This window comes from Kitasatospora sp. NPDC088861 (assembly GCF_044750105.1).
Classification (GTDB): domain Bacteria; phylum Actinomycetota; class Actinomycetes; order Streptomycetales; family Streptomycetaceae; genus Kitasatospora.
In genome coordinates, this window is the sequence record NZ_JBIVJF010000001.1 from 723,130 (window position 1) to 749,831 (window position 26,702).

The window sequence follows — 26,702 nt, forward strand, 5'->3', positions numbered from 1 at the left end:
GTGAAGCCGGTCGACCCCCGACTCCTCGGGTACGCCCGCACCACCCGTGCCTTCCTCGCCGGATCCGTGCTCCTCGGCGGGGCGGGCGCGGCCCTGGTGGTCGCCCAGGCGAGTCTGATCGCCGAGATCGTCGTCCGCGCCTTCCAGCGCCAGGCGACCCTCGGCGAACTGACCACGCCGCTGCTGCTGCTCGCCCTGACGGCCGTCGGGCGCGGGCTGGTCGGCTGGCTCACCGAACTCACCGCGCACCGGTCCGTCGCCCGGGTGAAGTCCACCCTGCGGCGCCGGCTGCTCGACCACGCCACCGCGCTCGGCCCGGCCTACCTGGCGGGCCGGCGCACCGGCGAACTCACCACCCTCGCCACCCGCGGCGTCGACGCGCTGGACGACTACTTCGCCCGCTACCTGCCGCAGCTGGCGCTCGCCGTCGTCGTCCCGGTGATCGTGCTGCTGCGGATCGTCGGCGCCGACTTCACCTCGGCCGCGATCATCGCCGGGACGCTCCCGCTGATCCCGCTGTTCATGGTGCTGATCGGGATGGCCACCCAGAGCCGGATGGACCGGCAGTGGAGCACCCTGGCCCGGCTCTCGCACCACTTCCTCGACGTGGTGGCCGGACTGCCCACCCTCAAGGTGTTCAACCGGGCCCGCGCCCAGGCCGCCACCATCGCCCGGATCACCGCCGACTACCGCCGCGCCACCCTGCGCACCCTGCGGATCGCCTTCATCTCCTCCTTCGCGCTGGAGCTGCTCTCCACCCTGTCGGTCGCGCTGGTCGCGGTCACCGTCGGCTTCCGGCTGGTGGACGGCACGCTCGACCTGGAGACCGGGTTGCTGATCCTGATCCTCGCCCCCGAGGTGTACTTCCCGATCCGCCAGGTCGGCGCGCTCTACCACTCCAGCGTGGAGGGCCTGACCGCCGCCGACGAGATCTTCCAGGTGCTGGAGACCCCGCTGCCCGCCGCCGGCACGGTGCCCGCACCCGCCCTCACCGGGGCCGTCGTCGCCGTCTCCGACCTGGTCGTACGCCACCCCGGGCGGACCGAGCCCGCGCTGGACGGCGCCGCGCTGACCCTGCGCCCGGGCACCACCACCGCCCTCACTGGCCCGAGCGGGGCCGGCAAGTCCACCCTGCTCGCCGTCCTGCTCGGCCTCGTCGCCCCGGACGCCGGCACCGTCCGGATCACCGCCGACGGGCGGACCCACGACCTGGCCGCACTGGAACCGGCGAGCTGGCGGCGGCAGATCGCCTGGGTGCCGCAGCACCCGCACCTGTTCGCCGGGACGGTCGCCGACAACCTGCGGCTCTACCGCCCGGAGGCCACCGACGAGCAGCTGTGGACGGCGCTGGGGGCCGCGCACGCGCTCGACTTCGTGACCAGGCTGGACGCCCCGCTCGGCGAGGACGGCGCCGGGCTCTCCGCCGGGCAGCGCCAGCGGCTCGCGCTCGCCCGGGTCCTGCTCGCCGACGACCGGCCGCTGGTCCTCCTCGACGAGCCGACCGCCAACCTGGACGGCGCCTCCGAGGCCGCCGTCGTGGACGCCGTCCGGACGCTCGCCGAGGACCCGGCACGCACCGTGCTGATCGTCGCCCACCGGCCGGCGCTGCTGGCCGTCGCCGACCACCGGGTCCGGCTGGCGGGGGCGCCCGCCCCGGCCGCCGGCCCGGCCGCGGCTACGTCCTCCGCTGCGGCCTCCGCTCCGGTCGAGCGGCCCGCGCACAGCGGGCGGCCGACACCCGCCCCCGCCACGGCACAGGACGAGCCCGAAGCCGCCGCCACCCCGAGGCTGGCGCTGTCCGTCCTGCTCGGCGCGCTCGCCCTCGGCTGCGCCGTCGCGCTGATGGCCACCTCCGGCTACCTGATCTCCCGGGCCTCCGAGATGCCGCCGGTGCTCTACCTGATGATGGCCGTCACCTCGGTACGGGCCTTCGGCATCGGCCGCAGCGTCTTCCGCTACGCCGAGCGGCTGGTCTCGCACGACGCCGTGCTGCGCACCCTCGGCACCCTGCGGGCCGCCGTCTACCGGCGGCTCACCGCGCTCGCCCCGGCCGGGCTGCCCGCCTTCCGGCGCGGCGACCTGCTCTCCCGGCTGGTCGCCGACGTCGACGCGGTCCAGGACCACCACCTGCGCTGGCGGCTGCCGGCCGCCGTGGCGGGCGTGGTCTCGCTGGCCGCGGCGGCGGCGATGGGCGCCTTCCTGCCCGCCGCCGGGGTCGTGCTCGGGGTCGGGCTGCTGCTCGCGGGCGCGGTGGTGCCCGCCCTGGCCGCCCGCTGGTCGGCCGGTGCCGAACGGCGGCAGGCCCCGGAGCGCGGGCGGCTCGCCACCACCGTCGTCGACGCCTTCACCGGCACCGCCGAACTCACCGTGGCCGGCGCGCTGCCCGGCCGGCTCGCGGCCGTCCACGGCGCCGATGCCGCGCTCACCCGGCTGGCCGCCCGCTCGGCGGCCACCACCGCGCTCGGCACCGGGCTGATCGCGCTGCTCACCGGGCTGACCGTGACCGCCGCGGCGGCCGTCGGCGTCCAGGGGGTGCACGGCGGCGCGCTGGCGCCGGTCTGCCTGGCCGTGGTCGTGCTCACCCCGCTGGCCGCGTTCGAGGCCGTCACCGGGATGCCGCTGGCCGTCCAGGCGCGCCAGCGCAGCCGGGCCGCGCGGGCCCGGCTGGACGAGGTGCTGGAGGCCGAGGCCGCCGTCCCGGAGCCGGCCGCGCCCGCCGCGCTGCCCGAACAGCCGCTGCCGGTCGCCGCGCGCGGACTGACCGTCCGGCACCCCGGGCAGGCCGTGGACGCGCTCACCGGCGTCGACCTCGACCTCGCGGCCGGCCGCCGGATCGCCGTGGTCGGCCCGTCCGGCTCCGGCAAGACCACGCTGGCCCAGGCGCTGCTGCGGTTCCTGGAGCCGAGCGCGGGCGGCGTCACCTTCGCTGACGGCCGTCCACAGGCTGTGGACAGCCGTGCGCTCGCGGGCGAGGACGTCCGCCGGGTGATCGGACTGTGCGCCCAGGACGCCCACGTCTTCGACAGCTCGCTGCGGGAGAACCTGCGGCTGGCCCGGCCGGGCGCCACCGAGGACGACCTGCGCGCCGCGCTCGCCGCCGCCCGGTTGCTGGACTGGACGCTGACCCTGCCCGACGGCCTGGACACCATGGTCGGCGAGCACGGCGCCCGGCTCTCCGGCGGCCAGCGGCAGCGGCTCGCACTGGCCCGGGCCCTGCTCGCCGACTTCCCGGTGCTCGTCCTGGACGAGCCCGCCGAACACCTCGACCTGCCCACCGCCGACGCGCTCACCACCGACCTGCTGGCCGCCACCGAGGGCCGCACCACCGTGCTGATCACCCACCGGCTGGCCGGACTGGACGACACCACCGTCGACGAGGTGCTGGTGCTGGACGGCGGCCGGGTCGCCGAGCGCGGCCGCTGGTCGGAGCTGATCGCGGACCGGGACGGGCGGCTGCACACCATGTGGCGGCGGGAGCGGGAGGCGGACGGGCTGCTGGAACCGGTCGGGGCCGCCCGTTAGACCCGGTCGGGGCCGCCCGTTCAGCCTGGTCGGGGCCGCTCGTCGGGCCCGGGCAGGGCGCGGTTCCCGAGTCGCGCCGTCCTTCGGATGAAAAGCGTACAAACTAGGCTTTCTGCATGGACCCCACGCCAGAGCCCTCCGTCGCCGCGCCCGAGCCGACACCCCATCGGGTGCCGGAGATCGCCTCGCTCGGGCTGGACACCCTGGTCACCGAGGTCGCGGAGCGCCTGCAGTCGGCCGCCGCGGTCACCGACCGGATGCAGCGGCTGCTGGAGGCGGTGGTCTCCATCGGCGCCGGGCTCGACCTGCACGCCACCCTGCACCGGATCGCCACCGGCGCCGCCGAACTCGTCGACGCCCGGTACGCGGCCCTCGGCGTGATCGCCCCCGGCCGCACCGGCCTGGCCGACTTCATCCACGTCGGCGTCGACGACGAGACCGCCGCCGAGATCGGCGACCTGCCCGCCGGCCGCGGCATCCTCGGCGCGCTGATCGACCGCCCCGAGCCGCTGCGGCTCGCCGACCTCGGCGCCGACCCGCGCTCCTCCGGATTCCCGCCGCACCACCCGGAGATGAAGACCTTCCTCGGCGAGCCGATCCGGGTCCGCGACGAGGTCTTCGGCAACCTCTACCTCACCGAGAAGAAGGGCGGCGGCGCCTTCACCCCCGAGGACGAACAGGTGGTGCACGCGCTCGCCGCGGCGGCCGGCGTCGCCATCGAGAACTCCCGGCTGTACGAGGAGGGGCGGCGCCGGGAACGCTGGATCGCCGGCGCCTCCGCCGTCACCACGGCGCTGCTCTCCACCGACCAGGCCGAGACCGCGCTCACCGTCGCGGCCGAGCAGGTCCGGGAGCTGGCGGACGCCGCGCTCGGCATGATCCTGCTCCCGACCGAACCGACGGAGGACGGCGACGGGCAGATGCGGGTCGCCCACGCCTCCGGCGAGGCCGCCGAGTTCGTCCGGGGCGAGCTGCTGCCCAGGGAGAGCTTCGCGGCCCGGCTGCTCGCCGGGGAGAGCGTCCACCTGGACGACATGTCCAGCGACCCGACCGTGGAGATCCGGCTCGCCCGCGCCTTCGGCCCGTCGATGGCCGTCCCGATGGTCGCCGCCGGGCGGGTGCTCGGCGGACTCTGCGTCTGGCGCCCGCGCGGCGCCCTGCCGTTCACCGACACCGAGAAGCAGCTCGCCGAGACCTTCGCCTCGCAGGCCGCGCTGGCCCTGCGGCTCGCCGAGGGCCAGCGCGACCAGCAGCGCCTGGCCGTCTTCCAGGACCGCGACCGGATCGCCCGCGACCTGCACGACCTGGTGATCCAGCGGCTGTTCGCCACCGGGATGATGCTGGAGAGCGCGGCCCGGCGGTCCGTGGTGCCCGAGGTGAAGGTCGGCATCGGCAAGGCGGTGGACGAGCTGGACGCCACCATCCAGGAGGTCCGCACCACCATCTACGCCCTCCAGCACGACAACCACGGCGACGCGCCGGACACCCTGCGCACCCGGGTGCTGCGGGAGGCCAGCCAGGCCGCGGCGGCGCTCGGCTTCAAACCCTCGGTGAGCTTCGTCGGGCCGGTGGAGAGCCTGGTCGAGGAGAAGAACGGCCGTCAACTGCTCGCCGCGCTCAGGGAGATGCTCTCCAACACGGCCCGGCACGCGCGGGCCTCCCGGGTCGGCGTCGAGATCGACGCGACCGCCCACCTGGACGACACCGGCCGGCCGGTGAGCGGCGACCCGGAGTCGCTGGACCGGGGCGGGCGCCCGGGCGTGCTGCTGACGGTGACCGACGACGGCGTCGGCATCCCGGCGGGCGGGCGCCGCAGCGGCCTGCTCAACCTGACCCGGCGGGCCGAGGCGCTCGGCGGCGCCGCCTGGCACGAGACCGGACCGTACGGGAAGGGCACCATGGTCCGCTGGACGGCCCGGCTCTGAGCCCGGCCCGATCCTCCTCGGCAGTTGGCCGGTGAAAGTTAAACGAGGGAGAACTTCCCGACCAACAGCGCAAGTTGTGAACGTTCTGGGCTTTCCGTGGGTCCGTGTGCACACATAGCTTTGCACCGGTCTCGGAGGGGTAACCGGACGGGGGGAGCAGTGGACGCGTCTGGCCGCGGGAACACCGCAGCAGGGGCAAGTCGAGGCGGGTTCAGGACGGAGCGCGCCCCGGACGGGCGGTACCGCTGGCAGCTGAAGGCGCCGAACGGCCGGGTGGTGGCCATCACCGCCGCCATGTTCGAGACGCCCGGCGAGGCCGAGCGCGGCTTCGACGGATTACGCGTCGGGGCCGCCGAACTCACCGCGCGGATCACCCACGTCCGGGACGGCATCGGCTGGATCTGGGTCGTCCCCGGGTCGCGCAGCCTGCCCGAGGTGCGCTCCAGCCGCGCGTACGAGCGGTACGCGACCTGCCAGAACGCCTTCCGGCGCTTCGTCGTGCTGCTGGCCAAACAGCCCGCGCGGGACCTGCCCGTGCGGGAGCTGCCCGCGCGTGACCGGCCCGCGCGTGACCGGCCCGTTCGCGACCAAGCCGTTCGCGACCAAGCCGTTCGTGAGCGGCCTGCCAGGGAGCGGCCGGTTCGTGATCTTCCGGGCCGTGAACTTCCCCGGAACACCGTCTCGTTGAGACGCCCCGATGGCCGCTGAGGGGCGCGGCCCCCGTCTGCTGATCGTCCCCGCACCCGAACGCTGCCTGGGCTGGGCGCTGCGCGCCGCCAACGGGCGGCCGCTCGGCGTGGGCGTGCGCACCTACCGCAGCGAGGAGGAACTCGCCGAGGCGGTCCGGGTGTTGCTGATCGAGCGGGCGGCCCTTCGATGTTCGGTGGCCCAGTCCGAGGGCCGGCAGTGGGTGTGGTCCGCCTACCTGCCGGCGCGCAGCACCCGGCGGGCGGCGGTCGAGCCCGCGCCGGTGGCACGCAGCGCCCGCGGCTACCTGCGGCGCGACCAGTGCCAGGCCGGCGCCGAGGGCTTCCTGTCCGGACTCCAGTGGGTGGGGCAGGAGTTGCGGCGGGGCGGTCGGGACGGCCGCTGGCCGCTGTGAGGCGGCCGGGGCCCACGTGCAGTTCCGGTGAAGCGCAGGTTTCCGGCAACACCCCGAGTCGCCACCTGGAGAAGAACGTCACCGGCCTCCGACCACCCCCTTTCCCCTCCGCCGCGCCCATGCTGACCAGTCGCTAAACCTCGTCGAACCGATGAGTCGACAATCCCGACCCGCCCTCGACCTCCCTTCCGGCGGAACCTCCGGGCCGGACAGGATCTGCACTGCCGGAGCGGCCGCAGCGGACGCGGCCACCGGCCCCGGGCTCCCAACCAGAGCACGGGTTCACGCGATGGACGTCTCTCCCACCGGAGGAAGAGAAACATGCGTAAGACCGCTGCCAAGCTGCTCACCGTTGCCGCCCTGGCGACCTCCCTCGCCACCGTCGCCTCGGGCTCGGCCATCGCCGACCCGGCCGCCGGTGTCACCCCGGCCGCCCAGGACATCGTGGGTGTCGGCTCGGACACCATCCAGGTCCTGCTGAACCAGTTCTCGGCCGACTACAACGCCTCCCTGGGCGCCGGTTCCACCGCGCCGCGCCTGTACAGCTGGGACGCGACCGGCACCTCGCCGATCACCACCAAGACCGGCGCCACCTCGATCGCCCGCCCGAACGGCTCCGGCGCCGGCATCAAGGCCCTGGTCGCCAACACCGGCGCGACCGTGGACTTCGCCCGCTCCTCGCGCGGCCCGGCGGCCACCGACGCCCACGGCCTGGACTTCGTCGCGCTCGCCAAGGACGCCGTCACCTGGTCCGCCCCGAGCAACGGCAACGCCCCGGCGCAGCTGACCTCCGCGCAGCTGACCGCGATCTACAACTGCACCACCACCAACTGGAACCAGATCAGCGCGAGCCTGCCGAACGCCACCATCAAGCCGTTCCTGCCGCAGGCCGACTCCGGCACGCGCTCCTTCTTCCTGGGTGCGATCGGCGTGACCACCCCCGGCGCCTGCGTCACCACCGGCCCGGAGGAGAACGAGGGCACCGACGCCAACCTGACCGACCCGAACGTCGTCTTCCCCTACTCCGTCGCCCACTACCTCGGCCAGACCGTCGGCGGCCACGGCACGGCGACCGACGCCCCCGGCAGCCTGACCCTGCGCAACATCGTGGTCAACGGCGCCACCCTGACCCCGGTCACCAACAACGTGATCAACACCAAGTTCGCCAACTCCTCCTTCGGCCGCGTGGTCTACAACGTGATCCGCGACACCGAGTGGACGGCGACCGACGCGCACGGCCAGGCGCTCCAGGCCATCTTCGGCTCCAACGGCTGGATCTGCACCGACCCGGTCGCCGCCGCCGACCTGGCGAGCTACGGCTTCCTGGCCACCCCGGCCTGCGGTGTCGCCACCCTCACCTGATCCACCCTCACCTGACTCACCCCGCACCTGATCCACCCCGCACCATCCGGCGGCCACGGGCTTCGCGCCCGTGGCCGCCGGCCCACCGGCGGGACGTCTCGAAGGGAACGGGCCGGCTGATGACCGAGTCGGCCCCCGACCACCACGTCCACCTGCTGCCGACCGTGGCCGCGGTGCCGCCACCCTCACCCTCAGCGCGAAACCTTCCTCTCCCAAGGAGACCAGCATGTCCCGTACCACCGGTCGGTTCCTCGCCGGCGGCGTCGCGGTCGTCCTCGCCGTCACCGCCTTCGGCGGCGTGGCCGCGGCCGACGCCGCTCCCGTCCCCACCGGCAGCGCCGTGGTGACCGAGAACAACACCTTCCTCCAGGCCGCGGCGAGAAACGGTGTGTTCATCGTTCCGCTGCCGAACGCCAGCGTCTCCTACAACACCACCGCGGGCCTGGCGACGAGCCTCCCGGTGACCGGCGGCAGCGTCAACCTGCGCGGCTACTACGGCAACGCGACGCTCGGCGGCAGCCTGCTGTTCGTCGACGTCTTCACCGGCAAGAGCGTGCTCTTCAAGCAGCTCGCGTTCAGCGCCGACGACTGGCGCCTCACCGGCGTGCCGGACGGCGCCACCGACCCGGTCCTGCTGTTCAAGCCGGCCGGCCTCCAGCGGACCGAGCAGAGCGGTACCACGCAGTCGCTGACCGCCTCCGCCCTCACCGTGGACGCCGCAGGTGCGCAGTTCCTCGACAGCAAGCTGAACACCGCCTTCTTCACGAACGGTCAGGCGGTCGGTTCCTTCGCGCTGACCGTCAACGGCTGAGCATCGCCCACCGGTTGGTCCAGGCCCGTGCCGACAGGCGCGGGCCTGTTTTTCCGTGGAGGCGTCAACTCCGCTACCGAGGTGCCGCGTTGTGGTCTCGTACACGCGCGCGACCGGATCCGGCCATCTGCGGCTGGCCGAATGGACGGGTACCGGAATCGTTGGCCGCTCGATGCCTGATCCCCTGCGCCGCGTCTCCCGGCGGCGCGCAATCGCACGGAGGTACCCGCCATGAGAGTCCGACCGCCCGACCGGAGACCTTTGGGCCGGTGGCGCCGCCGACTGCCCGCTCTCGCGATGGTGTGGTCGTCGGTGGTCGCTGTCGGCGTGCTGCCGATCGGCCTGGGGGCGCTGCCGCAGGCCGTGGCGGAGGACTCCGCCGTCACGGTGCCGGGGCCCAAGGTGTGGCAGCCGAACGAGGGCGTGTACGGCCCCGAGGGCAGTGTGAGCGTCGTGCAGACCAGGAACCTGGTCAACCAGGTGGTCCACGTCGGCTGGAAGGGGTTCACCCCGACCTCGGACGCCAACGGCGATCCCTGGCTGAACGGGCCGGCACCGCGCAGCGAGCAGCCCTTCTACCAGGTGCGGGTGTACCAGTGCCGGGGCACCGACCCCAAGGTCACCGACTGCTACGACAGCACCCTGTACAACGCCGACGCGGCGGCGGGCTTCCAGCAGAAGACGCCCGCACCGGGGACGACCTTCCCCGACTACCCGTCGAACATGGTCGTCTCGGTCACGGGCCCGGACGGTTCGGGCTTCGCGGACATCGAGCTCTACACGGCCGACCAGAGCCCCACCCTGGGCTGTGACGACAAGCACCCGTGTTCGCTGGTCGTCGAGCCCAACTACGGTGGCGACTCCATCGCCTGGGCGGACAAGACCCGCAAGGGCGTCCTCGGCTGCGACAACCACAGCCTGGACCTGGACTTCGGCATGGCGTCCGACCTGAAGCTCAACGGCACCATCAACCGCTACACGAACATGAAGACGTCCGAGCAGTGCTCCTGGGAGCGCCGCACGGTGGTGCCGTTGGAGTTCGCCCCCACGGCGGCGGCCTGTCCGGACCAGCACGCGGCCTTCAGGGTGGCCGGACTCGAACCGGCCAAGCGGGCGATGGCGCAGTGGCAGGCCGGGCTGTGCCAGGGCACCGAGCCGATGTCGCTCACGTACGGCTTCGCGAACGGCGACGCCCAGGCCCGCACGGACTTCCTGTCGGGCGGCGGCGACATGGCGCTGGCGTCCCGGCCGGACACCCAGGCGCCGCCACCGCGCCCGTACGTGTACGCGCCGATCGCGACCTCGGGGATCTCCGTGGTGTTCGTCGTGGACGACCCGAACACCGGTCGGCAGATCAGGAGCATGAAGCTCAACGCGCGGTTGCTGGCCAAGCTGCTCACGCAGTCCTACGCCTCGCCCGGCGCCGCGATCCCGTCGGTGAAGGGCAACCCGATCTGCATCTTCGACGACCCGGAGTTCCAGAAGCTGAACCCGCTGCCCTCGGACGGCACGGTCTCCTGGCCCACGGGGTGCCTCTCGAACAACACCACCCCGACGGTGTTCGGCGGGACGGCGGACATGACGTACCAGCTGACGTCGTGGATCGCCTCCGACCCCGACGCGGTGCGCTTCCTGGACGGCGAGTCCGACCCGTGGGGCATGCACGTGGACAGCTTCTACCTGCGCCCGGCCTTCTCCGGCTACCCGACCGACTCCCTCGTCCGGCAGGACTCCTCGGGGATCCCGGACGCGAAGGAGGATGCCAAGCGCAACTGGAAGCAGTTCGAGTGGAACCCGATCTCGACCGGGCTGAACGACGTGGTGCGCAAGGTGCTGTGGAACCAGCCCAACTGCGTCAACGGGGACACGAAGTCGGACGGCTCGCACGACCTGTGCCCGCCGCTCAAGATCGGGAAGCGGACGCTGTTCGCGATCATGGACACCGGTGAGGCGAAGGCCTACTCGCTGCCCGAGGCCCAACTGCTCAACCCGGCCGGCGGTTTCGTCTCACCGGACGGCCCGGGCTTCCAGGCGGCCGTCGCCGACATGACCGTCGACCAGGCCACCGGCGTGCAGTCCCTGCCGTACGGCGCGTCCGACTCGGCCCTCGCGCGTGACCAGAAGGCCTACCCGCTGACCGCCGTGCAGTACGCGATGCTCCCGACCAAGGACGTCGCGGCCGGCAAGGTGGCCGCGATGACCAAGTTCATGCGCGCGGTGACCACCACCGGCCAGGTCTACGGGTACGAGCCCGGCCACCTCGCCCCCGGCTTCCTCGCCCTGACCGCCGCCCAGCGGACCCAGGCCGGGGACGCGATCGGCCACCTGGAGGCGCAGGACGCCAAGCTGCCCGGCAACCAGGCCGCCCCGCCGAACCCGCCCGCGACCGGCGGCGACGGTTCGACGCCGGCCTCCGGTACGGGGGGCGGGCAGGGCGTCGCCCCGGTCACCCAGGTCGGTGAGGGCGGAGCGTCCGGCGGGAGCGGGGCCGCGGCCTCCGGCGAGACCGGGGACCAGGCGTCCGGCGGGTCCGGCGGGTCCTCCACCGGTGGCCTGTCCGGCACCGGTGCGGGCTCCGCGTCCGGTGGAGCGGGAACGGCGGCCGGTGGAACTGCGGCGGGCGGAGCGGCGGCGGGTGCGGGTGCCGGTGCCAAGCCCGGCGCGACGCCCAGCACGCCCGGCAAGCCGCTGTCCGCCGCGCCCGTCGCGGCCGGTACTCCGGCGCCCGACCGTTCCGGCGCCGCGCGGCTGCTGCTGCCCGTCGCGCTGATCGGCGGCCTGGTGCTGCTGGTCGGCGGTCCGGCGGTCCTCTTCCTGGGCGGGACGCCCGCCGGGGCGCGGGCGCTGGCGGAGGTGCGGAAGGGCTGGTCGCGGTTGCGCCGCCGCCCGTGACGGTCTGACGCGGGGACACAACAGAATCACCGAAGCACGACTCGGCGGGGCCGCCGTTTCGGCCCCGCCGAGTCGTTTTCGCATGGCTGAAGTCGCTTGGAGTCAAAGCGTGTTGCGTCTGGGGTGGAATCGGCCAATGCTTCGGCCGCGCGTGATCGAAGGCAAATACCTTTCACATCAAAGGACTTGGGTGAGAAGCCCCAGCACGGACATGTCATTCGCCGGTCCGGTCCGGCCATTCGGAGTTCCCAACTCCGCCACCGAGTTGCCGCGTTGGGCCCTCGTACACACGCACGACCCGATCCGGCCACCTGTGGCTGGCCGAATGGGTACGCACCGGATCCGTCCCCCGCACCCGAGCACGGAGAGCAGACCATGACATCCGCCGCCGAGCCCGCGGCACCGTACGCCGGGGTGCCAGGCCAACCCGGCCACGGGCCCGACCGGGACGTCCCGCGCACCATCACCGCCCCCGCGACCCCGGGCGACCGGGTGTTCCGCGGGGTGCTGCGGGTCGCCGGGCTCTCAGTCTTCGCGATCATGGGGATGATCGCGTTCTTCCTGATCCTGCGGGGCACGGACGCGCTGCGCGCGGTCGGCTGGTCCTTCCTGACCGAGCAGAAGTGGCAGACCGCCGCGCACAACTTCGGCATCGCGGCCGTCCTGCCGAACGGCCTGCTGATCGCCGTCATCGCCCTGGTGATCGCCGTCCCGGTCGCCCTCTTCACCGCGATCTTCATCTCCGAGTACGCGCCGGTCCGGTTGCGGGCGGCGCTGATCTCGCTGATCGACCTGATGGCGGCGATCCCCAGCATCATCTACGGCCTGTGGGGGCTGTTCTTCCTCCAGCCGCGCATCATCGGCTTCGTCCGCTGGCTGACCAACCACCTCGGCGACACGATCCCCTTCCTCAAGGTGCGCACCGGCGACATCGGCACCTCCTACACCTCCTCCACCTTCATCGCGGGCGTGGTCGTCGCGTTGATGATCATCCCGATCGTGACCTCGCTCAGCCGGGAGGTGTTCTCCCAGGCCCCGCAGGGCGAGCGGGAGGGCGCGTACGCGCTGGGCTCGACCCGTTGGGGGATGGTGCGCGCGGTGGTCCTGCCGTTCGGCAAGGGCGGGGTGATCGGCGCGATCATGCTGGGCTTCGGCCGGGCGATGGGGGAGACGATCGCGGTCGCGCTGATCGTCTCGCCGAGCTTCAAGACCATCACGCACATCCTGGAGAACGGCGCCAACTCGATCTCGGCGCTCATCGCGCTGCGCTTCGGCGAGTCGGACGCGCTCTCGCTCTCCGCGCTGATGGCAGCCGGCCTGGTGCTGTTCGCGCTGACCCTGCTGGTCAACGTGGCGGCCGGCTTCGTGATCAACCGGTCCCGCTCCGGGGCCTCCACCGCGGACTGAGGCGGCGTACCGACATGACCCACCGCGTCGAAGGGACGACCCGATGACCACGCTCGACCTGCCACCGGTCGCCGCGTCCGGGCCCGGAGGTCCGACGCCCTCCGGCTCCGCCGAGGCACCCGCCGAGGCCGCGCCACCGCGCTCCCAGACCAAGGTGCGGCTCGGCGGGGTGACCCGCGAGGACGTGTTCACCGTGGCCGGCTCACTGGTCGGCTCGCTGGCGCTGAACTGGGCGCTGTACGAGCGGGTGCTGCCGTTCAGCGGCGCGTTCGGCTTCCTGGTCTGCTGGTACCTCCTGTTCCTGGCGGGCTACTTCGCGCTCGGCCGGCTCCAGTGGGGCAGGCTGATGGTGCGCGACCGGCTGGTGTCGGTGGCCTCCTGGAGCTCCGGGCTGCTGGTGGTCGCGCTGATCGTCGACCAGATCGGCTACGTGGCCAGCCGCGGCTTCGAGGCGGCCCAGCACCTCAACTTCTTCACCGAGTCGATGGAGCGGACCGCCGCGCTCTCCCCGATCACCTCCGGCGGCGCGCTCAACGCGATCGTCGGCTCGCTCGAACAGCTGGGCCTGGCAACGCTGTTCGCGGTGCCACTGGGCATCGCGGCGGCGATCTTCATGTCCGAGGTCGGCGGCCGGCTGGCGCGCCCGGTGCGGACGCTGGTCGAGGCGATGACCGCGCTGCCCTCCATCGTGGCCGGCCTGTTCATCCTCGGCGTCTTCATCATCACCTTCGGCTTCGAGAAGAGCGGCTTCGCGGCCTCGCTGGCGCTGACCGTGATGATGATGCCGATCGTCACCCGGGCCGCCGAGGTGGTCATCCGGCTGGTGCCCGGCACCCTGCGGGAGGCCTCGTACGCGCTCGGCGGCAGCCAGTGGCGCACGGTGTGGAACGTGGTCCTTCCCACCGCCCGGCCCGGTCTGGTGACGGCGGTGGTGCTCGGCATGGCGCGCGGCGTCGGCGAGACCTCGCCGGTCCTGCTGACCTCGGGCTTCACCTCGCAGTTCAACGCCGACCCGCTCCACGAGCACCAGGTGTCGCTGCCGCTGTACATCTGGAACTACGTCAAGCAGCCCTACCCCGAGATGGTCGCCCGCGCCTTCGCGGCCGGACTGACCCTGATGGTCCTGGTGCTGATCCTCTTCGTCACCGCGCGCGTGCTCGGCGGCCGCAAGCCGGGCGAGCTGACCAGGCGGCAGAAGCGCCGGATCGACCTGGAGGCGCGGCGCGCCGAGGCCGCCGCACGAGCCGCCCGGCCGTCCGACACCGTCCGTCCGGCGCTGGCGCGGACCGCGTCCGCCCATGCGCCGGCCACCGCCGTCCCACTCCCCGGGAACAGCTGATGACCCACCCAACCACCCTCCGTCCCAGAGGAGTCCCCATGTCGTGGGAGGCTGCCGGCCGCCCCGTGGCCCGCGCGCTCGCCCTGCTGATGTCCCTGTTGCTGCTCGCGGCCGCGCCGATGCTGGGGCCGGGCTCCCGGGCCTTCGCGGCGAGCGTCGCGCTGAGCGCGGACGGGTCCAGCTGGGCCGGTCCGGCCATCGACCAGTGGCGCCAGGACGTCGGGTCGCAGGGCATCCAGATCAGCTTCAACCCGGTCGGCTCGGCGGCCGGCCGCAACTCCTGGACCCTCGGGCAGAACGACTTCACCGCCTCCGACGTGCCGTTCCGCACCACGCCCGACGCCGGCGTGAACGACGCGGGCCGCCGCAACGGCCAGGGCAGCGCGGAGCAGCCGACCTACGGCTTCTCGTACGTGCCGATCACCGCCGGCGGCACCACCTTCATGTACAACCTGGTGGTCGGCGGCAAGCAGGTCCGCGACCTGCGGCTCTCGCCGCAGACCGTCGTCGACATCTTCACCAACAAGATCACCAACTGGAACGACCCGAAGATCACCGCCGACTACGGCAAGACGCTGCCCAACCTGCCGATCACCCCGGTGGTCCGCTCGGACGGCTCCGGCGCCACCGCGCAGTTCACCCGCTGGATGGAGCACACCCACAAGGACCAGTGGGACGCGTACTGCTCCTCCGTCAACGGCGTCTCCTGCGGTGACTACACCGAGTTCTTCCCGCCGTCCGGCCGGATGGTCGCCCAGAACGGCTCGGACGTCGTCGCCGGCTACATCAAGGCCTCCTCCGGCCTCGGCACCATCGGCTACGACGAGTACGCCTTCGCCAAGCGCAGCAACTGGCCGGTCGTGAAGGTGCTCAACCAGGCCGGCTACTACTCGCTGCCGACCGCCTCCAACGTCGCCGTGGCGCTCACCGCGGCGAAGATCCGCGGCGTCGACGACAACACCCCGGTGTCCGACCCGAACTACCTGCAGCAGAACCTCGACGGCGTCTACACCATGGACGACCCGCGCTCCTACCCGATCTCCAGCTACAGCTACGTGATCGTGCCGCGCTCCGGGGCCGCGCTGCCCCCGCCGCCCCGCTTCAACAACGACAAGGGCAGTGCCCTCAGCCGCTTCCTCGCCTACGTGCTGTGCGAGGGCCAGGGCGAGGCGGACGGCCTCGGCTACTCGCCGATCCCGCGCGGCCTGGTCAAGGGCGGCCTGCTGCAGACCAGGAGCATCCCCGGCAACGCCAGCCCGGTCGACCCGGACACCCTGTCCAACTGCGCCAACCCGACCTTCAACTCCACCGGTGAGCTGACCGTCCTCAAGAACGCGCCGCAGCCCAGCCCCTGCGACAAGCAGGGCGCTCCGCTGGACTGCACCGTGCAGGGCGGCCAGGCGGTCAAGACCGGCTCGGGCGCCGGCGGTTCCAGCAGCGGCGGCAGTGGCGGCGGCGCGGCCGGCGGTACCGGTGGCGGCGGCGGTACCGGTGGCACGGGCGGCGGCAGCGGCGGCGGCACGGGCCGGACCGGCAGCGGAACGAGCGGTGGTGCGGCCGGCGGCGCCGGCGGCACGGGCGGTGGCGCCGCGGGCACCGGCGGCACCGGGGACGGCGCCGCGGCGGCCGACGGCGCGGCCGGCACGGACCCGAACGCGGACGGCGCCGCACCGGGCGACCCGGGCACCGAGGACGTGGTCGACCCGCAGACCGGCCAGGTGGTCGCCCGCGGCCGCGGCGGCAGCACCGAGGTCGCGGCGAACGTGGTCGAGGTGGCCGGCAAGCCCGAGGACTGGACGCTGAGCACGCTCACCGCCCTCGAACTGCTCGCCGTGGTGCTCGTCCCGCCGCTGCTCGGCCGACGGCTGCTGCGCCGGCGCAAGTCCTCGGACGGCGCCTCGTGACCGCCCCGGTGCTGGAGAAGCCGGCCGCCCCCGCGCGGCCGGCCACGCCCGCGGGCCCGCCCGCCGCGACCCCCGCGACCGGGCCCGCCGCCGCCCCCGCGCGGCGCCGCCTCCTCCAGGGCGCCCGGGTGGCCAGCCTGCTGGCCGCGCTGGTGCTGGGCTTCGTCGGCTACCTGTTCACGCTCTCGCACGTCCAGGAACGGCACTTCCAGTCCACCGCGTACAAGACCTTCCGGGACCAGCTCGCCCGGGCCGTCGCCCCCACCGGGGCCGCCGCCGACGGCGCCCCGGTGGCCCTGCTGGACATCCCGGCGATCGGCCTGCACCAGGCCGTCGTGGTCGAGGGCACCACCGGCCGGGACCTCATGCGCGGGCCCGGCCACCGCCGGGACACCGCCCTGCCCGGCCAGGGCGGCGTCGCGGTGCTGTTCGGCCGCGGCGCCACCTTCGGCGCGTCCTTCGCCGAACTGTCCGGGCTCCGGGTCGGCGACAAGATCGAGGCCACCACCGGGCAGGGCAAGTTCACCTACACCGTCAACGTGTACGGCGACGGCGACCACCCGATCACCGACCCGGCCCGCAACCGGCTCGTCCTGGTCACCGGGGACTCGGACTGGATCCCCGGCTCGACCGTGATGGTCGGCGCCCGGCTGGACGGCGACCCCGAGCAGAACCCCGGCGGCCGGCCCAGGACCGTCCCGTACGACAAGGCGCTGGCCGCCGACAAGGGCGCGCTGGCCACGCTGCAGCTGTGGTCGCTCGGGCTGCTGGGCGCGGTGCTCGGCGCGCTCCTGCTGGCCCGGTACTGGCGGGCCTCGGCGGCCTACCTGAGCCTCGCGCCGGTGCTCGGCGCGCTGCTCTGGGCGGTCTACGAGAACGCCGCGGCCCTGCTGCCCAACCTCTACTGAAGCGCGCCCGGAAGGCCGTACCGATGACGGATGCACCGATGACCGACACCCCGACCACCGGCCTGGGCACGGCGGACGCCCCGGCGACCGACCCGGCCGCCGACACCCTCACCCTCCCGCCGCTGCCGCCGGCCCCGCACCCGGGCGGCGAGCCGCTGGCCGGGCTGGAGACCAGGGAGGTCTCCGCGTGGTTCGGCGCCCGCAAGGTGCTGGAGCGGGTCTCGCTGGCGATGCCGGCCGGCGAGGTCACCGCGCTGATCGGCCCGTCCGGCTGCGGCAAGTCCACCTACCTGCGGATCCTCAACCGGATGCACGAGATGGTGCGCGGCGCCGCGCTCGCCGGCGAGGTGCTGCTGGAGGGCGACGACGTCTACCGTCCCGGCCGGCGCCCCGCCGAGGTGCGGCGCCGGATCGGCATGGTGTTCCAGCGGCCCAACCCGTTTCCGGCGATGTCCATCCAGGACAACGTCGCCAGCGGCCTGAAGCTGGCCGGGATCAAGGTCTCCAAGGAGGAGCGCCGGGACCTGGTGGAGACCAGCCTGCGCCGCGCCGGGCTCTGGGACGAGGTCTCCACCCGGCTGCACACCCCGGGCGGCGCGCTCTCCGGCGGGCAGCAGCAACGCCTGTGCATCGCACGGTCGTTGGCGGTCTCGCCGGACATCCTGCTGATGGACGAGCCGTGCTCCGCGCTCGACCCGACCTCCACCCGGAGGGTCGAGGAGACCATCGCCGAACTGCGCGGGCGGCTCACCATCGTGATCGTCACCCACAACATGCAGCAGGCCCAGCGCGTCTCGCAGACCTGCGCCTTCTTCCTGGCCACCCACGACACCCCGGGCCGGATCGTGGAGGCCGGGCCGACCGCTCAGGTCTTCGGCAACCCGCGCGACCAGCGGACCTCCGACTACGTGAACGGCCGCTTCGGCTAGGTCCTGTTGTCCAGGGCCCGGGCGGCACGCCTTCAGGGGAGCCGCAGCAGCTCCTCCAGCACCGCCGCGACGCCGTCCTGCTCGTTGCTCACGGTGTGCAGCGGCACCGCCGCCAGCACCTGCGGGTGCGCGTTGGCGACGGCGTACGCGGTGCCGGCCCAGTCCAGCATCTCCAGGTCGTTCGGCATGTCGCCGAAGGCCACCACCTCGCTCCGGTCGATCCCGTGCCCGGCGCACCAACGGGCCAGCGTGCTGGCCTTGGTGACGCCGGGCGCGCTGATCTCCAGCAGCGGGATCGGCGCCGAGCGGGTGATCTCGGCCAGGTGCCCGGCCGCCTCCCGGGCCCGGGTGAGGAACGCGTCCGGGTCGAGGTCGGGGTGCTTGGCCAGCAGCTTGAACAGGCCCCGGACCGGCCCGCCGGCGCCCAGCAGCTTCTCCGCCGGGCCGACCGCGTGCTCCAGGTCGTCGCCCCACATCGGCACCGCGTACTCGGGCTCGCGGGCCCACCCGTCCGGGTACTCGAAGGCGAACGCGGTGCCGGGCAGCTTGGCGCGCAGCACCTCGACCACCGCCAGGGTGGTCTCCACCGGCAGCGGGAACGACTCCAGCAGCTCGCCGCGCCGCACGTCCACCACCGCGCCGCCGTTCGAGCAGATCGCCACCCCGTGGCCGCCGATGTGCGCGCTCACCTGCTGCATCCAGCGCGGCGGACGCCCGGTGACGAACACCACCTGCACCCCGGCCGCCTCCGCGGCCGCCAGGGCCGCGGCGGTGCGTTCGCTGACGGTGCCGCCGGCGCACAGCAGGGTGCCGTCCAGGTCGGTGGCGATGAGGCGGGGGGCGGTACGGGCTTCGGTCACCGGTCCATCTTCGCCCATCGGTGCCGCACCGGTCACCGGCGAGGACGGACCTCGTCGCGGACCCGCAGGACGGCGCCGCCGACCCGCCGGACCTGTGGCTTTCGGCCCCCTTTCGGCCCCCGAGGCTCCGTTTCCGGCCTATTCGCCCGCCGGCCGGGGTGTCCCCGGGGCGCGACGGGCAGGAGTGTGCACGGCCACCCCGTCGGCAGGAAGAGCCATGCCCACTCGCCAGCTCCGAGACGAGCCTCCCCCGACCATCCCGCCCGCCGCCTCCCCGGACGCCTCCCGGGACGTCTCCCCGGACGTCTCCTCGGGCGCTTCCCCGGACGCCTCCCGCGAGCCGGTCCTGCTCGGCGACGTCCTCTTCCACACCCTCGCCGAGATCGCCCGCCGCGCCCCCGAGCCCCGCCTCCCGGCCCAGCGCACCCGCCCGCACCCGTAGCTGCGGCACCGCCCGTTCGGGGCAAGGAATTTGATGCCGTCTCACCCCTGGTCGAGGCTTGTTCGATTCCCTAAACTGCACTCCCCACCCGCCGGCACCGGAGCACGTCATCGGGGCGTGCTCGGCCGCGCCGGCCAGCCCCACCAGGAGGTCTTGACATGGTCAAGCACTACTTCAAGTACGCCCTGAGCACCCTCACCGCCGCCATGTTCGCGCACATGGCCTGACCGAGTCGTCCCGGCCTGGGCCGGGGTGAGCATCCCCGGCCCAGGTTCCAGGAGGTCTCGTGTTCGGCACTGCGGTGAGTCAACTCCGGTACGGCGCATCGATCCTGCTCAACCGCAGGATCCGCCCCAAGGACCTCGGGCGGATCGCCGACGACATGGTCCGCACGCTCGCCGAGTTCGGCGAACCGGGCGCGGACTCGGCGCTGCTGCCGGGGCAGGCCGGTCAGGTCGACCCGGAGGTGCGGCGCACGGTCACCCGGCGGAGCCTGCGGGCCACCGCGCGCGCCGCCGTCCGCCACACGGCCTACTACCGGCGGACCTTCGACGACCTCGAGATCGACCCCGAGACGCTCGACACGGAGACCTGGTCGCGGGTGCCCGTCACCCCGAAGGCGGCCCTGCGCGGCCTGCCCGCCGCGTTCGTCTCCGCCGCCGCCACGCCCGCCCTGATGGCGCTGACCACCGGCACCAGCGGCACCCCGACCGCGGTCTGGTACTCCCGGGCCGAGTTGGAGACCACGATCGCCCTCAGCACCATCTCGGCGGCCCTGACCCTCGGGCTGCGCCCCCGGCACACCGTGGCCTACGCGGGCTGCTCCAGGGCCACCCTGCCACTGGTCGTCGCCGAGGAGTCCACCACCCGGGTCGGCGCCTCGTTCGTCCAGTTCGGGACGATCGACCCCGCGCTCGCCCTGGAACGCCTCGCCGCACCGCTCGGCCTGCCCGGCAAGGCCCCGCAGATCACCCACCTCACCGCCTCCGCGTCGTACCTCTCCGCGCTCGTGCAGGAGGCCGAACAGGGCGGGTGGCGGTCCGCGGACTTCGGGCTGGAGAGCATCGGGGTGGGCGGCGAGGTGCTGTCGGCCCCCCTGCGGGAGCGGGCCGAAGCGGCGTTCGGGGCACCGTTGTCCACGTCCTACCTGATGACGGAGACGCTCCCCTCGGGCGGCACGCCGTGCTCCCAGGGGCATCTGCACCACACCACCGAGTTCGGGCACCTGGAGGTGCTCGACCCGCAGACCTGGGAGCCGACCGCGCCGGGGGAGGTCGGGATGCTGGTGCACACCCCCTTCGTGCCCTACCGGGAGTGCACCCTGCTGCTGCGGTACGCCACCGGCGACCTGGTCCGGCTGCCCGTCGGCGGGACGGGGTGCGAGTGGGCGCACCTGCCGGCCACGTCCGCCGTCCTGGGCCGCTGGTCGGGGCCGCTCAGCGCCTCCGTGCCGACCAGGGACGTCCTCGACCTGGTCGAGGGGGAGCCGGACGTGCCGCTGCCGGCCAGGTACACGCTGACCGAGGAGCCGGACGGCGGTGCGCTGCTGCACCTCCTGGTCCGGGCGCTGCCCGCGGCGACACTGCGCCGCAGGCTGGAGGAGCGGGCGTCGGCGGCGGGGCTGCCGCTGGCCGGCATCGTGCTCCACGACGACCGGTCGAAACTGCCGCCGTCCAGTCCGGTCCGCGCGGACCTGCGGGAACACACCTTCGAGTCGGCCCGTCCGGTCGGCGTCCGGGCCGGGAGCGGCGCATGAACGCGATCCCCCTCATCGCCCTGAGCTGCTGCGTGGCCCTGCTGATGGCCGCGGCCGGGGGGTACCTGGTCCGCGTGCGGATGCCCAGGCCTCCGGTGGGCGTCTACACCTCCGGCGACATCGCCGTCCTGTGCGTCGGCGTCGTGCTGGCCCCGCTGCTCTACCTCGAGCTGCCGGGCGTGGTCGTCTCGGCGCTGTTCGGCCTGGTGCTCTGCCTGGCGGTGCAGTTCACCCTGGCGCCGGTCTGCTCCGGCCGCTGGGCCTGGGGCCTCGCGCTCGTGGCCGCCGGAGCCACGGCGGCGTGCAGCGGCCACCCCGTCGCGGTGCGCGCCTGCACCGACGTGATGCTCGCCGTCGCGGTGGTGGGCGTGGCCAACCTGTGGACGCAGAGCGGAATGCGATCGGCGCACGCGGCCGGCCTGGCCGCCGTCCTGTCCTGCTACGACCTGGTCGCGACCACCCTGACGCAGGTCACCGCGAACTTCGTCACCCAGGTCCAGGGAAGGCCGTTCGCCCCGATGCTCGTCCTGACGGGCGGCAGCCCGCCGGTCGCCGTGGGCCTCGGCGACCTGCTGCTCCTCGTGCTGTTCCCCCTGGTCGCCGCCAAGGCGTTCGGGCGGACGGCCGCGTTGCTGGCGGCGGTCGTCGGAGTGGTCGTGACCAGCGCGGTCAGCGCGCTGTTCGCCCTGGGCGCGCTGACGGCGGGCTTCCCCCTGCTGACCGTGCTCGGCCCCCTGATCGTGGTGCAGCACGTGGTGTGGTCGCGCCGGCTGGGCGGCGAGCGGACGACGGCCCGCTGGCGCGCCGGCACCGCGTCGCCGGCCCCACGCCCCGACCGCCTCCAGCCGGACCACGCCGTGACGTCGGCCCTGTCCCTCACCCCGCCCACCGGGCTGGCACCGGGCACCTGGATCGCGATCGCCGACGGCCGGATCCTCGGCACCGGCAACTCCCCCGGCCTCGCCCGCCGCGACGCCCGCCAGCGCGGCACGGCCACCCTCCCCGTCGTGCGCCAGCTCTGACCGGGCGTCGGCCTTCTGACGGCAGCGGCCACGGCGGCCACGGCGGCCACGGCGTTCTCGGCGTTCGTGGCTAGGGGCGATGGGGTTGGCCCGGCACGCGCCGTGCGCTGGTGAACCGCTGCCGTCGCCCGCCGGCCGCCAGTTCGCCGAGGCGCTCGCCGACGACGGAGACGCCGGGCCGGGGCTCCTGCGCGTAGTACCAGGGCTTGCGTCGGCGCAACAGTTCCTCGCCGTGCTCGCTCCAGGCGAACCCGGGTTTCCGCAGCAGCTTCCGGAACACCGAGTCGGCGGTCTCCGGGTGGGCGGCGGCCAGTCGCCGGATCGGCAGTGGCGTGATCGACTGCTCGCGCAGGTACGTGCGCAGCAGGTCCTGGTGCGGTTTGCGACCCGTGAGGGAGGGGTCGGCGAAGAGCTCCCGCAACAGCCCGTAGTCCGCGTAGAAGTTGAGCCCGTCGACCTCGTCGTAGATGACTCCGATGGTGTCCGCGTCCGCAAGGTCCCGCGGCAGCTCGAAAGCCGGAAAGTCGAGGCCCGGGAGCCGCCTGCCCCGGGCGCGGTCGGGACGCCCGGCGGCGGTGTCCTCCTGCCGGTGTCGGTAGTAGGCGTTGAGCCGTTCCTCGGTTTCGGCGGGCGGAAGGACCAGTTCGTCGCCGCCGAAGAACTCGACGAACGCGTCCCGGTCCGCCCGCATCGACTCCCATCCCTGCTCGATCTTCTCGGGGTTGCGGAAGACCAGTTCGGGGTGGCTGGTGGCCAGTTGGAGTGCGGCCCGGGCGATCTCGGTGGCGCTGGACCTGGGGTAGAACGACATCGCCCCGGAGATCAGCCACGTCCCGTCGGCCGAGAAGACCGGCACCAGGCAGGCGTGGAGGAACCCTCCCTTCGTCACTCCCCGGAAAGCAGCCCGTCCGGCGTTCGAGTACGTGCGGTACTCCAGGTCGTCGATCAGGTTCAGCAGGACGAGGGCATCCCCGTCCTTGCGGCGGATCTCGAAGATCCCCTCGACCGGGTCCCGCCAGCCGAGCAGCATCTCCCGGTCGATCCCGTCCAGGTCCCGCCGCCCACCGACGAACCGGTCCACCACCGTCGAACCGTCCGGCAGGCGGAAGCGCAGGATGAAGTGGTCGGTGATCCGGACCGCCTCACCCTCGTCCAGCAGCCGTTCGGGCCCGGCCGCCTCCAGCAGCAGGGGAGTCAACCACCGGTCGAAGCGCGCACTCTGCGCGAAGGCGACCAGCTCCCCCTTCAACTCGGCACAGCGCTCGATCAGGTCGGTGAGCGAGCGCTCGCCGTGATCCGCGCCTCGAACGGCGATCGCCATGTCCTGCTCTCCCCACAAGCCGGTTCCGAAGTAGTGATGTGCGAGTTGCTCGGCTCTCGCCGTGGGCATCGACGGTGGCCCTCATCCAGCACGGCCAAAAGCTCGGCCCGCCCTGCCCGCTGCACCCATGGCGCCACGGTAGCGGTCGTGAGGGCGCCGTCGCCGAGGGTCGCTCGAAACCTCACCTGCCGGAGTGAACACGCAGGGTCGACGGCACGCGTCTGGGTACCGTGATCCCGGCAACAAGAAGGCCGACCGAGTGGGCCGACGCCGGGCGTCGGCGCGACGCCCGACGGAACGGAGTGCGTGGTCGCCCAGGGCCGAGACGGCTGAGTGTCGCCGCTAGTCCGCCAACGGCCCGTCGGCCGCCGGCGGACTGGTTGCTTCGCGTGGGTCGGCGGCGCGAACCACGGGAAGCGAATCCTTGATCAGGCCAGCTGGGCGAGGCCCTCGGTGGCGATCCTCTCGAAGACGGCGAGGTCGTTCTCGAAGATCGAGTCCGGGACGGGCCAGTGGATCACCAACTCGGTGATGCCCAGGTCGCGGTAGGTGCCGGCCCAGTCCACGAAGGCGCCCAGCGACTGCAGAGGCTTCTCGGCGGTCGAGCCCTGGAGCAGCACCTTCTCCAGCTCGCCGGCGTCCCGGCCCTGTGCCTCGCAGGCGGCCGTCAGCTTCGCGATCTGCGCGGCGATCACGCCGGGCGCCTGCTCGACCGGCACGTCCGCGGGGCCCTTCGGGTCGCCGTACGTCACCCAGCCCTGCCCGTACTCGGCCGCCAGCCGCAGCCCGCGCGGGCCGGTCGCGGCGACGTAGAACGGCACCCGGGGGGTCTGCACGCAGCCGGGGACGTTCCGCGCCTCGACCGCCGAGTAGTACGTGCCCTCGCGCGTCGTGGCGTCGGTGCGCAGCAGCTCGTCCAGCAGCGGCAGGAACTCGCCGAAGCGGTCCGCCCGCTCCTTCGGCGACCATGCCTCCTGGCCCATCGCCGTCGCGTCGAAGCCAGTACCGCCGGCGCCGATGCCCAGTGTGACCCGCCCGCCGGACACGTCGTCCAGCGTGATCAGCTCCTTCGCCAGTGTCACGGGGTGGCGGAAGTTCGGCGATGTCACGAGCGTCCCGAGCCGCAGGCGCTCGGTCGCGGTGGCCGCCGCGGTCAGTGTCGGGATCGATCCGAACCACGGCTCGTCGCGGAACGACCGCCACGACAGGTGGTCATAGGTGTACGCGGCATGGAACCCGAGCTCCTCGGCCCGCCGCCAGATCTTCTGCCCCTCGCTCCACCGGTGGATGGGGAGGATCACGGTACTCAAGCGCATGCCCTCGACCCTACGCGTGTGCTCCGGCAGGTGAGGTTGCGAGCAACCCGCAGTGACGACACATGCGTAGCCGCTAGCGTAGTGCCATGGGTGCATTGGGCAGGACCGAGCTTGAGGCCATGATCGATGAGGCCACCGTCGACGCCTACGGCGAGGACGAGCAGCTGACCGGTCTGTTCACCATGCTGGAGGAGAACCTCGCGGTGCCGTTCGGCACGACGGTTCTCGGAGTGGAGGTGACTGTGCGCGGCGTCGACCTCACTCAGGATGGCCGGATCGTCGCACTGTGCTTTCGCGGCCGTGTTCGACAGGAGATCGGGATCCTGGAGCTGCCGATGCCGACACCTGCCCCGGACGGCGCCGAGTGGATCGAGGCTTACCGCCACTGGACCGGCTGACGCCAAGCAGCTCACACATCACTTCGGAACTCACCTGCAGAGAAAGCAGGACATGGCGATCGCCGTTCGGGATACGGATCACGGCGAGTGCTCGCTCACCGATCTCATCGAGCGCAGTGCCGAGTTGAAGGGGGAGTCGGTCGCCTTCGCGCAGAGCGCGCGCTTCGATCGGTGGTTGACTCCCGCCCTTCTGGAGGCGGCGGGCCCTGAGCGGCGGCTGGACGAGGGCGCGGCGCGTCTCGGCGGCCTCATCCGGGTGAAATGCTGGCGAGCCTGATGCCCGTACGGGACGATGAAGTAGCGTCGGATTGTCGTCTGGAGCCAAGGAGGTGCCGCATGTCGTACGAGCCCAAACTGGCTGCCGCGTTGTCCGGTGCGACTCTGCGGCAGCTGTCGCACTGGCGGCGGGCCACCGGCGAGCGCGGCGCTGTCCTGGTGCCGGAGATCTCGACGTCTCGTCCGATCCTCTACTCCTTTCGCGACGTGGTCGCTCTCCGAGTCTGTGTCCGTCTTCGCGAGGAGGCATCCCTCCAGAAGATCAGGCGGGCGCTGAGCACGTTGCGCGAGGGCCTCGACGAAGGGGAACACCTCTCGGCCTACCGGCTGGTCGCGGGCGGTGACACGATCTACCTGGCAGACCCGGACCACGCAGTGGACCTTGTGCGGAGCAAGGGCAATGTCGTCATTCACGACATGGTGGACGTGCTTGCGCCTTTCTACCGTGGTGGTCGGCGAATCCCGGACCTCCTTGAACCCCGGCCGCACGTGTCTATTGACCCTGCTGTGCGAGGCGGCGAGCCGGTCGTCGAGGGGACACGTATCCCGGCGACAGAGGTTGCTGCTCTCCTACGGGACGGCGTGCCACCTGAGCAGATCGGCGACTACTACCCGGGCGTCACAGCAGAGGCAGCGCGCGACGCAGCGGACTTCGCCGACTATGTCGACAGTTACGAGGATGCGGAAATCCGGCAGGCAGCGTCTTGAAGCTGCTGCTCGACGAGAATGTGCCGCTTCCCATGGCACGGATCGTGCGGCTGCTCCTGAAGCACCACGTTGTCGAGCACGTGGCCGAACTCAGCGGGTGGGCGGGAACCAGGGACGTCGACCTCTATGCGCGTGCGGCAGCGGACGGCTTTCAGATCGTTGTCACGAATGACACGAAGCAACTGAGCCGTCCACTCGAGGTAGTCGCCATCGCCGAGTCGGGCCTGCATCGCATCGAGTACCGCCAGAATCACAAGCACGGCGGGTTGGTGGGTCTCGGTGCAGCTATCGCCACCGTGTGCGCCGGCCTGCCCCATGCCTTGGCTGAACTCGACCAGGCAGACAGTCAGCGCCTGATCTCGCTGAATGCGGTCGACCCGTCCCAGCAGAGCCGCTTGCGGATCGTGGATCCTGCCAGCGCCCCGCCCAAGTTCTGGCCCGCCGACTCACAGGGGTAGTGGCATCAGGGGCTGAACCAGCGGAACATCGCAGGTCAGCGTGT

22 protein-coding genes are annotated in these 26,702 nt (G+C 72.9%); 19 read left to right on the forward strand and 3 right to left on the reverse strand.

Annotation, left to right across the window (positions count from 1 at the left end):
• From cydD to ACIP37_RS03215, 12 genes are all read left to right on the forward strand, one after another.
• Complete coding sequence (cydD, locus tag ACIP37_RS03160) at window positions 1-3,522, forward strand: thiol reductant ABC exporter subunit CydD (protein ID WP_400804407.1); 3,522 nt, start codon at window positions 1-3, stop codon at window positions 3,520-3,522.
• Between the two features lie 116 nt (window positions 3,523-3,638).
• Window positions 3,639-5,447 carry a GAF domain-containing protein gene (locus ACIP37_RS03165; protein ID WP_400804410.1) on the forward strand — a complete coding sequence of 603 codons (1,809 nt, stop codon included), beginning with the start codon at window positions 3,639-3,641 and terminating at the stop codon, window positions 5,445-5,447.
• Between the two features lie 276 nt (window positions 5,448-5,723).
• Complete coding sequence (locus ACIP37_RS03170) at window positions 5,724-6,155, forward strand: hypothetical protein (RefSeq protein ID WP_400804413.1); 432 nt, start codon at window positions 5,724-5,726, stop codon at window positions 6,153-6,155.
• The gene (locus tag ACIP37_RS03175) at window positions 6,145-6,549 is read left to right on the forward strand and encodes a hypothetical protein (protein WP_363581528.1); all 405 of its coding nucleotides are present in this window, start codon (window positions 6,145-6,147) and stop codon (window positions 6,547-6,549) included. Before ACIP37_RS03170 ends, ACIP37_RS03175 begins: the two co-directional genes overlap by 11 nt.
• Before the next feature lie 321 nt (window positions 6,550-6,870).
• A complete protein-coding gene (locus ACIP37_RS03180; protein WP_400804416.1) occupies window positions 6,871-7,911 on the forward strand; it encodes a PstS family phosphate ABC transporter substrate-binding protein in 1,041 nt (346 codons plus the stop codon).
• A gap of 226 nt (window positions 7,912-8,137) precedes the next feature.
• Window positions 8,138-8,722: a hypothetical protein gene (locus ACIP37_RS03185; protein ID WP_363628043.1), complete on the forward strand. Its 585-nt coding sequence runs from the start codon at window positions 8,138-8,140 to the stop codon at window positions 8,720-8,722.
• Window positions 8,723-9,034: 312 nt separating this feature from the next.
• Window positions 9,035-11,614, forward strand: a complete 2,580-nt coding sequence (locus tag ACIP37_RS03190; RefSeq protein ID WP_400804420.1) for a hypothetical protein — start codon at window positions 9,035-9,037, stop codon at window positions 11,612-11,614.
• 375 nt (window positions 11,615-11,989) lie between these two features.
• On the forward strand, window positions 11,990-13,021 hold the full coding sequence (gene pstC, locus ACIP37_RS03195) for a phosphate ABC transporter permease subunit PstC (protein ID WP_350876910.1): 1,032 nt from the start codon (window positions 11,990-11,992) through the stop codon (window positions 13,019-13,021).
• 43 nt (window positions 13,022-13,064) lie between these two features.
• The gene (pstA, locus tag ACIP37_RS03200; protein WP_363581522.1) at window positions 13,065-14,360 is read left to right on the forward strand and encodes a phosphate ABC transporter permease PstA; all 1,296 of its coding nucleotides are present in this window, start codon (window positions 13,065-13,067) and stop codon (window positions 14,358-14,360) included.
• A gap of 38 nt (window positions 14,361-14,398) precedes the next feature.
• On the forward strand, window positions 14,399-16,264 hold the full coding sequence (locus tag ACIP37_RS03205; RefSeq protein ID WP_363581520.1) for a substrate-binding domain-containing protein: 1,866 nt from the start codon (window positions 14,399-14,401) through the stop codon (window positions 16,262-16,264).
• Window positions 16,261-17,172, forward strand: a complete 912-nt coding sequence (locus ACIP37_RS03210; protein WP_363581518.1) for a sortase domain-bontaining protein — start codon at window positions 16,261-16,263, stop codon at window positions 17,170-17,172. The genes ACIP37_RS03205 and ACIP37_RS03210 overlap by 4 nt, the downstream gene beginning before the upstream one ends.
• 38 nt (window positions 17,173-17,210) lie before the next feature.
• Entirely contained in the window at window positions 17,211-18,101 is an 891-nt protein-coding gene (locus tag ACIP37_RS03215) for a phosphate ABC transporter ATP-binding protein (RefSeq protein WP_363581516.1), read from the forward strand.
• A gap of 32 nt (window positions 18,102-18,133) precedes the next feature.
• Here the strand turns inward: ACIP37_RS03215 and ACIP37_RS03220 are convergent, their stop codons facing one another.
• On the reverse strand, window positions 18,134-18,979 hold the full coding sequence (locus ACIP37_RS03220; RefSeq protein WP_363581514.1) for an HAD family hydrolase: 846 nt from the start codon (window positions 18,977-18,979) through the stop codon (window positions 18,134-18,136).
• A gap of 199 nt (window positions 18,980-19,178) precedes the next feature.
• Here ACIP37_RS03220 and ACIP37_RS03225 point away from each other — a divergent pair, with 199 nt between their 5' ends.
• The 3 genes from ACIP37_RS03225 to ACIP37_RS03235 all read left to right on the forward strand — a co-directional run bounded on the left by ACIP37_RS03225 (window position 19,179) and on the right by ACIP37_RS03235 (window position 22,181).
• The gene (locus ACIP37_RS03225; RefSeq protein ID WP_363581512.1) at window positions 19,179-19,403 is read left to right on the forward strand and encodes a hypothetical protein; all 225 of its coding nucleotides are present in this window, start codon (window positions 19,179-19,181) and stop codon (window positions 19,401-19,403) included.
• A gap of 286 nt (window positions 19,404-19,689) precedes the next feature.
• Window positions 19,690-21,159 (forward strand): phenylacetate--CoA ligase family protein, encoded by a 1,470-nt coding sequence (locus ACIP37_RS03230; RefSeq protein WP_400804428.1) that lies wholly within the window; start codon window positions 19,690-19,692, stop codon window positions 21,157-21,159.
• Window positions 21,156-22,181 carry a hypothetical protein gene (locus ACIP37_RS03235; protein WP_363581508.1) on the forward strand — a complete coding sequence of 342 codons (1,026 nt, stop codon included), beginning with the start codon at window positions 21,156-21,158 and terminating at the stop codon, window positions 22,179-22,181. Before ACIP37_RS03230 ends, ACIP37_RS03235 begins: the two co-directional genes overlap by 4 nt.
• Window positions 22,182-22,251: 70 nt before the next feature.
• On the opposite strand, the gene ACIP37_RS03240 is transcribed toward ACIP37_RS03235, so the two are convergent.
• The gene (locus ACIP37_RS03240) at window positions 22,252-23,502 is read right to left on the reverse strand and encodes a hypothetical protein (RefSeq protein ID WP_363581506.1); all 1,251 of its coding nucleotides are present in this window, start codon (window positions 23,500-23,502) and stop codon (window positions 22,252-22,254) included.
• Window positions 23,503-23,930: 428 nt separating this feature from the next.
• Window positions 23,931-24,818, reverse strand: a complete 888-nt coding sequence (locus ACIP37_RS03245; RefSeq protein ID WP_400804433.1) for an LLM class flavin-dependent oxidoreductase — start codon at window positions 24,816-24,818, stop codon at window positions 23,931-23,933.
• A gap of 86 nt (window positions 24,819-24,904) precedes the next feature.
• Here ACIP37_RS03245 and ACIP37_RS03250 point away from each other — a divergent pair, with 86 nt between their 5' ends.
• The 4 genes from ACIP37_RS03250 to ACIP37_RS03265 are packed head-to-tail and all read left to right on the forward strand — an operon-like array spanning window position 24,905 to window position 26,658.
• Window positions 24,905-25,216, forward strand: a complete 312-nt coding sequence (locus tag ACIP37_RS03250) for a hypothetical protein (RefSeq protein ID WP_363581502.1) — start codon at window positions 24,905-24,907, stop codon at window positions 25,214-25,216.
• Window positions 25,217-25,268: 52 nt separating this feature from the next.
• The gene (locus ACIP37_RS03255; protein WP_363581500.1) at window positions 25,269-25,493 is read left to right on the forward strand and encodes a hypothetical protein; all 225 of its coding nucleotides are present in this window, start codon (window positions 25,269-25,271) and stop codon (window positions 25,491-25,493) included.
• Window positions 25,494-25,552: 59 nt separating this feature from the next.
• Window positions 25,553-26,200, forward strand: coding sequence for a DUF433 domain-containing protein (locus ACIP37_RS03260; RefSeq protein ID WP_363581498.1), 648 nt, complete (start codon window positions 25,553-25,555; stop codon window positions 26,198-26,200).
• Window positions 26,197-26,658, forward strand: a complete 462-nt coding sequence (locus tag ACIP37_RS03265) for a DUF5615 family PIN-like protein (RefSeq protein ID WP_363581496.1) — start codon at window positions 26,197-26,199, stop codon at window positions 26,656-26,658. The genes ACIP37_RS03260 and ACIP37_RS03265 overlap by 4 nt, the downstream gene beginning before the upstream one ends.
• The last annotated feature ends 44 nt before the right edge of the window (window positions 26,659-26,702 follow it).

Excerpts from the sequence above, each read along its gene's own strand:
- pstA (WP_363581522.1), top strand. The coding sequence starts at position 13,065 with ATGACCACGCTCGACCTGCCACCGGTCGCCGCGTCCGGGCCCGGAGGT.
- ACIP37_RS03240 (WP_363581506.1), bottom strand. The coding sequence starts at position 23,502 with ATGGCGATCGCCGTTCGAGGCGCGGATCACGGCGAGCGCTCGCTCACC.
- ACIP37_RS03185 (WP_363628043.1), top strand. The coding sequence starts at position 8,138 with ATGTCCCGTACCACCGGTCGGTTCCTCGCCGGCGGCGTCGCGGTCGTC.
- ACIP37_RS03245 (WP_400804433.1), bottom strand. The coding sequence starts at position 24,818 with ATGCGCTTGAGTACCGTGATCCTCCCCATCCACCGGTGGAGCGAGGGG.
- ACIP37_RS03215 (WP_363581516.1), top strand. The coding sequence starts at position 17,211 with ATGACCGACACCCCGACCACCGGCCTGGGCACGGCGGACGCCCCGGCG.
- ACIP37_RS03225 (WP_363581512.1), top strand. The coding sequence starts at position 19,179 with ATGCCCACTCGCCAGCTCCGAGACGAGCCTCCCCCGACCATCCCGCCC.
- ACIP37_RS03235 (WP_363581508.1), top strand. The coding sequence starts at position 21,156 with ATGAACGCGATCCCCCTCATCGCCCTGAGCTGCTGCGTGGCCCTGCTG.
- ACIP37_RS03180 (WP_400804416.1), top strand. The coding sequence starts at position 6,871 with ATGCGTAAGACCGCTGCCAAGCTGCTCACCGTTGCCGCCCTGGCGACC.
- ACIP37_RS03220 (WP_363581514.1), bottom strand. The coding sequence starts at position 18,979 with ATGGGCGAAGATGGACCGGTGACCGAAGCCCGTACCGCCCCCCGCCTC.
- pstC (WP_350876910.1), top strand. The coding sequence starts at position 11,990 with ATGACATCCGCCGCCGAGCCCGCGGCACCGTACGCCGGGGTGCCAGGC.
- ACIP37_RS03205 (WP_363581520.1), top strand. The coding sequence starts at position 14,399 with ATGTCGTGGGAGGCTGCCGGCCGCCCCGTGGCCCGCGCGCTCGCCCTG.
- ACIP37_RS03175 (WP_363581528.1), top strand. The coding sequence starts at position 6,145 with ATGGCCGCTGAGGGGCGCGGCCCCCGTCTGCTGATCGTCCCCGCACCC.
- ACIP37_RS03255 (WP_363581500.1), top strand. The coding sequence starts at position 25,269 with ATGGCGATCGCCGTTCGGGATACGGATCACGGCGAGTGCTCGCTCACC.
- ACIP37_RS03165 (WP_400804410.1), top strand. The coding sequence starts at position 3,639 with ATGGACCCCACGCCAGAGCCCTCCGTCGCCGCGCCCGAGCCGACACCC.
- ACIP37_RS03250 (WP_363581502.1), top strand. The coding sequence starts at position 24,905 with ATGGGTGCATTGGGCAGGACCGAGCTTGAGGCCATGATCGATGAGGCC.
- ACIP37_RS03260 (WP_363581498.1), top strand. The coding sequence starts at position 25,553 with ATGTCGTACGAGCCCAAACTGGCTGCCGCGTTGTCCGGTGCGACTCTG.